A 7,244-nucleotide genomic window follows, 5' to 3' on the forward strand; every position below is an offset into this window, starting at 1 on the left:
GCTAGCGCAGCCCTGATGGAGCGCCCATCCCGCCCCCCCGAGTCATGCAGCTAGCACACTTGCACGGTCATCTTTTCTGCCGCCGCCATGCTTACCGGACTCAACCATCTGACGCTCGCCGTCACAGACCTGCAGCGCAGCCTCGGTTTATATGTCGAGCTGCTCGGCTTTCGATTGCGTGCGCGATGGGCCTCGGGCGCTTATCTGGAGCTTGGCGAGCTTTGGCTGTGCCTGTCCGTGGATGCGAGCCGCAGCACCGTGTCCGGGCCCGATTACACCCACTACGCGTTCAGCCTTGCGCAAGCAGACTTTGCGGCATTTGCGGCCCAGGCCGCAGCGCATGGCGTGAAGGAATGGAAGAGCAACCGCAGCGAGGGCGATTCCTTCTACTTCCTCGATCCGGACGGCCACCGGCTCGAGGCCCATGTGGGCACCTTGGAGAGCCGCCTGGCGCAATGCCGGTTGCAGCCCTATGCGGGCATGGAGTTTTTCGACTGATCAGGCCTCTGCCAGCTGCGCCTCGACCAGCTGCACGATATTCCCCACCGTCGCCCCGTAATGGATGGCCACGCGCTTGCGCTGCTTGAGCACGGCCTTGTCCTTGCTGACCAGCAGCGCGCTGTGCTGGCTGGCCAGATCGAGAAAATGCTGGTCGTCGGGATCGGTGCAGGTAAAGCGGATCTTGGGCGCCTCGGGCATGTATTCGACGGCCGCATCGAAGGCCGCCATCACGCCCTCGGGCGTCTTGCCGTAGAAGGACACGCGCGGAGCGATCTGGCTGTAGCGCAGTACGCGCTCCAGCTCTATGCGCTGGGCCTCATCGGCGATCCAGCGCATCTCGCCCCTGGCCACCAGTTCGCGGATCGGCGGAATATGCGGATCGTCGAAGATCAGCATGTCCAGCACCACATTCGTATCCAGCACCACGGGGCGCGGCAGCGGGCCCTCATAGCCGTCGTTGCAGGACGGCCACTTCAACACGATCTTCATGCCTGGCCACCTTCGGCGGCAGCGCCATCGCTTTTGCGGGCCTTGACCGCGCCCTTGATCATGTCGAAGCGGAACAGACGGCATTCGATGGGGCCGTTCCACATGGGCGTGCGGCGCGACTCCTTGAGCCGCATCTTGCTCGGCAGCTTGAGGTCGGGCGTCAGCATCCAGGCGCTCCAGCCGCTGTAGTTCTTCTTCCAGTGGCTGGCCAGCTGGCTGAAGAACTCGCCGCCGTCCTCGGTCTGTGCGGTTTCGCGGCCCGCGCGCTCGACCTGGCCCATGCGCTCCGCCGCATTGCGGCCGGCGCTGCCGGCGGCTGCAATGCGCTCGCCATAGGGCGGATTCAGCAGCAGCAGGCCCGGCTGCTCGCAGGGTGGCATGCGCTGCAGCGCATCGCCGCCGCGCAGGTTGACCGATTCGGCCACTCCGGCACGCTCGGCATTGCGCTGGGCAAAGTCCACCATGCGGAAGGCGATGTCGGAGCCGTAAATGCCCACCGGCGACTCGGGCAGGATCCGGCTTTCGGCCTCGTCCAGCATGGCTTCCCAGACATGGCGCTGGAACGGCACCAGCTTCTCGAACGCAAAGCGGCGCAGAATGCCGGCCGGAATCCTGCGCGCGATCTGCGCGGCCTCGATCACCACGGTGCCGCTGCCGCAGCAGGGGTCGTACAGCGGCTGGGGGTTGTCGCCATGCGGGTTCCAGCCCGAGGCCGCGATCATGGCGGCGGCCAGGGTTTCCTTGAGCGGCGCATCGCCCTTGTCCTCGCGCCAGCCGCGCTTGAACAGCGCCTCGCCCGAAGTGTCGATATAGAGGGTCGCGCCGTCGGTGGTCAGGTGCAGGTGCACGCGCACATCGGGGTGGTGGGTTTCCACGCTGGGGCGCACGCCGTTGCGCTTGGCGCGGAAGCGGTCGGCAATCGCGTCCTTGACCTTGAGCGCGGCAAAATTCAGGCTGGTCAGCGGGCTGTGCTGGGCCGTCACCTCGATCTTGAAGGTTTCCTTGGGCGTGAACCAGATCTCCCAGGCCACCTCGCTGGCTGCACGGTACAGATCGTTCTCGCTGCGGTACATGGTGTGCGAGAGCTCGACCAGCACGCGCTGGGCCAGACGGCTGTGCAGATTGAGCAGCATGGCATCGCGCCACATGCCGCGCAGCATGACGCCGCCCCGGCCCACGAGCAGATCCTGCCCGCTGGCGCCGGTGATGGCGTGGACCTCGTCGGCCAGAAGGCCCTCGACGCCGGCGGCGCAGGGCAGAAACAAATGCAGTTGGTTCATAAAACTAGGGGCGCGCCAGCGGCGGCGCAGGCGCTTGGCGCGCATGACAGGGCGTAAGCATACGCGCTAGGCCTTTTCCAGTGCCCGCGCACGACAAGCGTTGCTCTACAGATGGGCGCCGCGGCACGGGCATGATGCGGGCCCAAGGAGCAACAAGACATGGAAGAAATCAGCTGGAACGACTTCATGAAGGTGGAGCTGCGCGTGGGCCGCGTGGTGCAGGCAGAGGTGTTCGAGGAAGCGCGCAAGCCCGCTTACAAGCTGCAGGTGGACTTCGGCCCTGAACTGGGTCTGCGCAAGTCCAGCGCCCAGATCACCCAGCTCTACCGGCCCGAGGAGCTGGTCGGCCGCCTGGTCGTGGCCGTGGTGAACTTTCCCAAAAAGCAGATCGGTCCTTTGATGAGCGAATGCCTGGTCACCGGCTTTCACAATGCCGACGGCCATGTGGCGCTATGCGTGCCAGATCAACATGTGCCGCTGGGCACTAGGCTGCTGTAGGCGCGCGGCAGTGCCGTGGCCTGGGCCATCTAGCGCACTCCATACACATCGCGAGCAACCCGCGCGGGGAGATCGTCGACGTCTCGATACTCCCTCAAGCGACGCCGGTTTGATCTGCCCCATGGCCCCGTTCCGAGCCCCCCGGTAAAATTGGAAGTTATGGCAAAAATCATCGTCCTGGCACTGGTGCTGCTTTTCTTTGGCTGCGGGCTGTACATGCACCTGCGCGGCAAGGTGCGGCACAAGGTGCTGCGCCAGCTGTTCGACCACTCGACGTTCACCGCGCCGTTCAACGTCTTCATGCTGATGTTCAGCAAGGTGCCGCGCACGCCCTACCTGCCCACCAGCACCTTCCCCGAGCTGGCGCCGCTGCAGGCCAACTGGCGCGAGATCCGCGAGGAAGCCGTCAATCTGCAGAAGAACATGCAGATCAAGGCCGCGGCCAACAACGACGATGCGGGCTTCAACTCCTTCTTCAAGACCGGCTGGAAGCGCTTCTACCTCAAATGGTATGGCGACGCCCACCCCTCGGCCATGGAGCTGTGCCCCAAGACCACGGCCCTGGTCCAGTCCATTCCCAACGTGAAGGCGGCCATGTTCGCCGAGCTGCCGCCGGGCGCCAAGCTCAATCTGCACCGCGACCCCTACGCGGGCTCGCTGCGCTACCACCTGGCCGTGCTAGCCCCCAACGACGACCGCTGCATGATCGAGGTGGACGGCCAGCCCTATAGCTGGCGCGAGGGCGAGGGCGTGATCTTCGACGAGACCTATATGCACTGGGCCGAGAACCGCAGCGAAGGCAACCGCATCGTGCTGTTCTGCGACGTGGAGCGTCCCATGACCAACGGCTTTGCCCAGTGGCTCAACCACTGGCTGGGCAAGAACGTGGTGGCCGCGGCCAGCTCGCCCAACAACGAGGGCGACCCGCGCGGCATGATCAGCAAGCTGTTCAAGATCTCGTTCTACGCGGGCAAATACCGCCGCGCCTTCCGCGACTGGAATCCGACCTTCTACAAGATTCTCAAGTTCGGACTGATGATCGGCGTGCTGGTCTGGTTTATCTGGTGGATGGTTTCTTGATAACCCCCTGAGGCGCTTTGCGCCTTCCCCCAAGGGGGACGACAGCCTCGCCGCGAGGCGGCTCTTGCTCGCTGTCTCTCACTTGGGGCTTGCTTCATCAGGCCGTATGCCCCAACCAAAAAGCCGCTGATGTATTCAACGGCTTTTTGTTTTTTGAATTCGCTACAGCGCCTTGCGCAGCGTGGTGGTCGGAATCTTGAGCTGCTCGCGGTATTTGGCCACGGTGCGGCGCGCGCACTCTATGCCCTGCTCCTTGAGCATATCGGCCAGCTTGGCATCCGATAGCGGCTTTTTCGGATCTTCGGCATCGACAAACTGCTTGATCAGTGCGCGCACGGCCGTGCTCGAGGCGCTGCCGCCGGTTTCCGTACCCAGGCCCGAGCCGAAGAAGTACTTGAGCTCGAAGGTGCCCTGGGGCGTGGCCATGTACTTGGCCGTGGTCACGCGGCTGATGGTGGATTCGTGCAGGCCCAGAGTGTCGGCGATATCGCGCAGCACCAGCGGGCGCATGGCCAACTCGCCATGCACGAAGAAGTTCTTCTGCCGCTCCACGATGGCTTCGGAGACGCGCAATATGGTGTCGAAGCGTTGCTGGATGTTCTTGATGAACCAGCGCGCCTCCTGCAGCTGCTGCTGCAGCACCGCATGGCCTTCGCTGCTCTTGTGGCGGCGCAGCACGCCCGCATAGACATCGTGCACCTTGAGCTTGGGCATGACGTCGGGGTTGAGCTGCACGGCGAAATCCATGCGACCCGAGCCGGCGCGCACCGGGCGCACGATGACATCGGGCACGACGATCTGGCGCTCCACGTCGGCAAAGCGCCGGCCCGGGCGCGGCTCCAGGCGTGCAATCAAGGCCATGGCTTCGCGCAGCTGTTCCTCGCGTGCGCCGCACAGGCTGGCGAGCTTGCGCAGATCGCGCCGCGCCAGCAGGTCCATGGGCTGGGCGCAGATGGAACGGGCCAGCAGCAGCTGGTTCATGCGCGCCTCGGTCGTGCCCTCGTCCTCGGCGCTGCGGATCAGCTCGCGCAGCTGCAGCTGCAGGCATTCGGCCAGGTCACGCGCGCCCACGCCCACGGGCTCCAGGCTTTGCAGCAGCCTGAGCGCAATCGCAAAGCGCTGCTCCAGCTCCTCGCGCTCCTCCAGGTCCTCGCCAGCCAGGCTCCGGGCCAGTTCGGCCAGCGAGTCTTCGAGATAGCCGTCGTCGCTCAGCGACTCGATGAGAAAGCGCAGGGCCGCACAGTCCTCGGCCCCCAGATGCAGGCTCAGCGCCTGGCGGTGCAGAAATTCGGTCAGGCTCTCGTGGCCGCGGGCCAGGTCTATGGCGTCGGTTTCATCGTCGCCCTCGCGGTTGCGCGTGGAGCTGCCGGCCGCCTCCCATTCGCTGCTGGCCTCGCCCCCCCATTCGCCGTCCTGGCCGTCGAGGCCCTCGGCCTCCCAATTCAGGGTTTCGGGAGTCTCGGGCGCCGCGGTTTCCGCTACGGATTCGGAAGCTGTCTGCGCAGTTGCCACTTCCTTTTCCGACGAAAACACCTCGGGAGCACTGGCTTCGGCAGCGCCAGCCGCTATCTCGGCAGGAGCGTCGCCGCCCGCATCGCCCTCGTCGCCGGCCTGCTCGAGAAACGGGTTGTCGATCAGCATCTGCTCGACTTCCTGCGCCAACTCCAGCGTGGACAGCTGCAGCAGCTGAATGGATTGCTGCAGCTGGGGCGTGAGCGACAGATGCTGCGAAACGCGTAGCGACAGGCCTGGCTTCAAGAGCAAACCTCCCGCATTGGCACAACGATGAAAGCGGAATGGCGTGCAGGCATACGGGGCTCTTACATGCGGAAGTGCTCGCCCAGATAAACGCGGCGCACATCGGCGTTCTCCACGATCTCCTCGGGCGTGCCTTCGGCCAGCACATGGCCGTCGCTGATGATGAACGCGTGGTCGCAGATGCCCAGCGTCTCGCGCACGTTATGGTCGGTGATGAGCACGCCTATGCCGCGCTCCTTGAGAAAGCCGATGATGCGCTGGATCTCGATCACGGCAATCGGGTCGATGCCGGCAAAAGGCTCGTCCAGCAGAATGAAGCGCGGCTGCGTGGCCAGGGCACGCGCGATTTCCACGCGACGGCGCTCGCCGCCGGACAGCGCCAGCGCGGGCGACTGGCGCAGATGGTCGACGCGCAGCTCCTGCAGCAGGCTGGTTAGACGCTGCTCAACCTCGTCGCGGCTCAAGGCCTTGTCCTGCTCGTCTTTTTGCAGCTCCAGCACGGCGCGCACATTGTCTTCCACGCTGAGCTTGCGGAAGATCGAGGCCTCCTGCGGCAGATAGGACAGGCCCAGGCGCGAGCGCTGGTGGATAGGCATATTGCCCACCGAATGGCCGTCGATGAAGATATCGCCGCCGTCGCTGCGCACCAGGCCCACGATCATGTAGAACGAGGTGGTCTTGCCGGCGCCGTTGGGGCCGAGCAGGCCCACGACCTCGCCTTTTTGCACGGACAGCGATACGTCCTTGACCACCTTGCGGCTGCCATAGGACTTGGCCAGATGCTTGGCTTCGAGACGGCTGTCGGATTCGCCGCTGCGGCTGTTGGGAAAACCGGAGGCGCTCATTTCTTCTCGTCGCCTTTGTCACCGCCCAGGGTCATGCTCTGGCGCAGCGGCGTGGCCGGAGTCGCCGGCTTGGGCTGGGCTCCGGGCGTGCCGTCCTTGGGCGCCATGATGGCGCGCACGCGACCGCCCTGGCCCACGGACGAGCTGGGCAGGCCGCCGCTGGTCTTCTGGCCGTCCACGGTGTAGATGTCGGTGATGTTGTTGTAGACGATGATGGAGCCCGTGACCTGGTCGCTGAGCTGGCCGCCGCGGTAGCGGCGCATCTCGCCGCGGCGGATGAATTTGACGATGTCGGCCTTGCCGTCGTAATCGATGGTCTCGCCTTCGCCTTCGATGAATTCCTCGGGCTGGCCGGGCAGGGTGTCACGCTTTTGGCGGAAGAAGGCGCGCTTGCCGGGCTCGGCCACGATCACGCCGTACTGATAGCCTTCGGCGTCCTGGCGCACATCCAGCTGGGTGCCGCGCAGCACGATGGTGCCCTTGGTCATCACCACATTGCCGGTGAACACGCTGGTCTGCTTGAGCTCATCGTGGCGCAGCGCATCGGCCTCGATGTTCATGGGTTTGGCGCTGTCGGCCTTTTCGGCGTGGGCCATGCCGGTCGCTGCCGCCAGAGCGCAGGCCAGCACAAGAGGAAAAAGTCGTTTTTTCATGGAAGGCACGTTTCTTGCATCCATTGTAGTCATTCCCTTTTTGACGCGGCCATGAAAATCACCCATAAAAAAAGGCTATGTCCCCGTTGAGTGTGGAAAAACGCCGATAGCCGCGAGGAGCATGGCTTGCGGGGTTGGCA

8 protein-coding genes are annotated in these 7,244 nt (G+C 64.6%); 3 read left to right on the top strand and 5 right to left on the bottom strand.

Annotation, left to right across the window (positions count from 1 at the left end; translation table 11 throughout):
- Window positions 1-87 precede the first annotated feature (87 nt).
- Window positions 88-498, top strand: coding sequence for a fosfomycin resistance glutathione transferase (gene fos / locus AB6724_RS14515; RefSeq protein WP_369339233.1), 411 nt, complete (start codon window positions 88-90; stop codon window positions 496-498).
- Here fos and AB6724_RS14520 read toward each other — a convergent pair whose 3' ends face one another.
- Window positions 499-990 (bottom strand): PIN domain-containing protein, encoded by a 492-nt coding sequence (locus tag AB6724_RS14520; protein WP_369339234.1) that lies wholly within the window; start codon window positions 988-990, stop codon window positions 499-501.
- Window positions 987-2,270, bottom strand: coding sequence for a THUMP domain-containing class I SAM-dependent RNA methyltransferase (locus AB6724_RS14525; RefSeq protein WP_369339235.1), 1,284 nt, complete (start codon window positions 2,268-2,270; stop codon window positions 987-989). Before AB6724_RS14525 ends, AB6724_RS14520 begins: the two co-directional genes overlap by 4 nt.
- A gap of 159 nt (window positions 2,271-2,429) precedes the next feature.
- Here AB6724_RS14525 and AB6724_RS14530 point away from each other — a divergent pair, with 159 nt between their 5' ends.
- Together AB6724_RS14530 and AB6724_RS14535 are read left to right on the top strand one after the other, a co-directional pair.
- The gene (locus AB6724_RS14530; protein ID WP_369339236.1) at window positions 2,430-2,768 is read left to right on the top strand and encodes a tRNA-binding protein; all 339 of its coding nucleotides are present in this window, start codon (window positions 2,430-2,432) and stop codon (window positions 2,766-2,768) included.
- A gap of 159 nt (window positions 2,769-2,927) precedes the next feature.
- Window positions 2,928-3,848: an aspartyl/asparaginyl beta-hydroxylase domain-containing protein gene (locus tag AB6724_RS14535; protein ID WP_369339237.1), complete on the top strand. Its 921-nt coding sequence runs from the start codon at window positions 2,928-2,930 to the stop codon at window positions 3,846-3,848.
- 162 nt (window positions 3,849-4,010) lie between these two features.
- On the opposite strand, the gene AB6724_RS14540 is transcribed toward AB6724_RS14535, so the two are convergent.
- The 3 genes from AB6724_RS14540 to lptA all read right to left on the bottom strand — a co-directional run bounded on the left by AB6724_RS14540 (window position 4,011) and on the right by lptA (window position 7,104).
- Window positions 4,011-5,606: an RNA polymerase factor sigma-54 gene (locus AB6724_RS14540; protein WP_369339244.1), complete on the bottom strand. Its 1,596-nt coding sequence runs from the start codon at window positions 5,604-5,606 to the stop codon at window positions 4,011-4,013.
- A 62-nt stretch (window positions 5,607-5,668) separates the two neighbouring features.
- Window positions 5,669-6,451 (bottom strand): LPS export ABC transporter ATP-binding protein, encoded by a 783-nt coding sequence (gene lptB, locus AB6724_RS14545; RefSeq protein WP_369339238.1) that lies wholly within the window; start codon window positions 6,449-6,451, stop codon window positions 5,669-5,671.
- Window positions 6,448-7,104 (bottom strand): lipopolysaccharide transport periplasmic protein LptA, encoded by a 657-nt coding sequence (lptA, locus tag AB6724_RS14550; RefSeq protein ID WP_369339239.1) that lies wholly within the window; start codon window positions 7,102-7,104, stop codon window positions 6,448-6,450. Before lptA ends, lptB begins: the two co-directional genes overlap by 4 nt.
- Window positions 7,105-7,244 lie beyond the last annotated feature (140 nt).

This window comes from Comamonas guangdongensis, assembly GCF_041079535.1.
Taxonomy (GTDB): Bacteria; Pseudomonadota; Gammaproteobacteria; order Burkholderiales; family Burkholderiaceae_C; genus Comamonas; species Comamonas guangdongensis.